The sequence below is a fragment of the Pseudomonas sp. 05N434 genome (assembly GCF_056396965.1).
Window position 1 is genome coordinate 1 of record NZ_JBFTMK010000769.1, and the last position, 1783, is coordinate 1783.

At 52.3% G+C, this 1783-nt stretch carries 2 protein-coding genes; one reads left to right on the forward strand and one right to left on the reverse strand.

The genetic code is table 11. From position 1 onward, the window contains the following. Window positions 1-197: hypothetical protein (locus tag AC1DLB_RS29160; RefSeq protein ID WP_477786201.1), on the forward strand; the 197-nt coding region annotated here is incomplete at its 5' end. Between the two features lie 362 nt (window positions 198-559). On the opposite strand, the gene AC1DLB_RS29165 is transcribed toward AC1DLB_RS29160, so the two are convergent. Beyond that, window positions 560-1783, reverse strand: a 1224-nt coding sequence (locus tag AC1DLB_RS29165) for a glycosyltransferase (RefSeq protein ID WP_477786202.1), incomplete at its 5' end; no start/stop codon positions are given.

The following is a 1783-nucleotide window of genomic DNA, read 5'->3' on the forward strand; positions in this document are numbered from 1 at the left end:
GGTTCTACATGTCGCACAAAAATATGTTTGAGTCTCTGCCAAAGGATGCGATATTTCCTTTGCTTGTGGTTGCTACCTTTGTATTTGCATATGGCATCTGGCGATTTGTTGAGTTGCCAGCTCAAGCCCAACTAAAGAATATGTTTTCTAAGCTGGGCCGCAAGCAAGAAAGTCGAAGTTCAACCGCGTTAACCTGATCAAATAATTCCCCAAAGCCCGCTCCGGCGGGTTTTTTTTGCCTGGAGAAAAGTGCGCCCGTCACTCAGCGGCAGTTGCTGCAGATTCTCCTGAGTGGTGGGTAGTTTTCTGCGCTTTTGTTCCTGCCCTAAACACCGCCATAAGCAAGTTAAACATTGCCAGTAAGTGCACAACAATCAGATGTCATCGGTAGAACTTGAAAAGTATTACGCAACGAGCTTGGGGGGATCAAGGAAGTCCGGGGCGGTTCAGCCTTCCCAGTGCCCGCTCCTCGGAGAGCAGCCGCTCCATAAACCCTGCTTCTTGGAAGGTGGGATTTATGGAGCGTTTACTTTGTTTTTAGCGGTTCCCTGCACGTGTGTTAATAGGTAATGCCCGGAACTACGGTGGTGACGATGTGTTTGCCATGGTTGCGGCAGGCTTCAGCCAACAGACGGGCAAGGATCCGTTCCTGCTCCGCGGCAGTAAGCTTTAGGCTCTTTAACGTCGACTTCCAACAGTCAGCATCGGCGAGCAACCTGCTCAAAATTGTTGGTGCTCCCCAGAATGATCCATTCACTGGGTACGGAAGGTGGTGTGAGGCGGGCGCGTCGAATCCAAGAGACTGACAAAGGCTTGAGATGATGACCGAGTCTGCGGTAGCGTCATGAATGTTAGGGTCTTCCGGGAAAACCAGCCCCAAAGCGGTATCGGATGAATCGCTGCTCAGGTGACTCGCGATGACTCCCAATGCATCGTACTTGCCGCCTATCATGTTTTCGATCAGGTACTGCTGATAGGTTTCCCAGTCGCTGAAATCGATGTCGATCGGGTCGGTGCTCAGGTTGATATGCGCGATCGCTGGGTAATCCAGGTAAGGAACGCTCGCCAGGTGTTTGAGGATCGCAAGTAATGGCTGATCTTCACTCACCAGTATGCTCAGTACTGAATATCGCTCTTTCTGAAGACATTGCTTGATGGTAAGAGCGGCCAGTTCGTCCGGAACAAGAATGACAACATCAATCTGGGCTGACTTTTTCACGAGAAGCTTGACGATTTGCTCGATAGAGTCGGCAGAGCGCAGGCTGATAAATATCAGCGATTTTCTATCGGTGGATGTGGAAGAGTGATCTTTCCAGGAAAGGTTCTGCGAGTTCCATGGCCCCTCGGGGCGGCCGGCACTCAGAAAGTGCGCCAATGGATCCTGAGCTCCGACCGCCGAGGCATTCATATCCTGGTAAACGAGGGGATCAAAGCCCGGGAATAACTTGCGTCGCAACACGCCGCGCGTCCACGAGCGTACGTATCGGCGAATAGCTTCAGTAGCCCCTGATAGCTGGACACCTGCCGGTGGGTAGTAGTCTAAATCAACAACCTCGGCCTGTTGTATCGTGGCTGCGTCAACCTGCTCCTGACGGGACAGGGCTGCATTACCCTCTGTAAGGGCGAGTAATTGTTCGACATAACGAGACATATTGAATTCGCGTGCARCCAGAGATCGGACCTGCTCTCCGACCTTGTCCCGAGCTTCTTGCGACGAGGCCAGTCGAACGAGTTTGTTGGCCATGCTGTGGGGGTCTAGATAAGGCGCGACGCACTCTTCCTG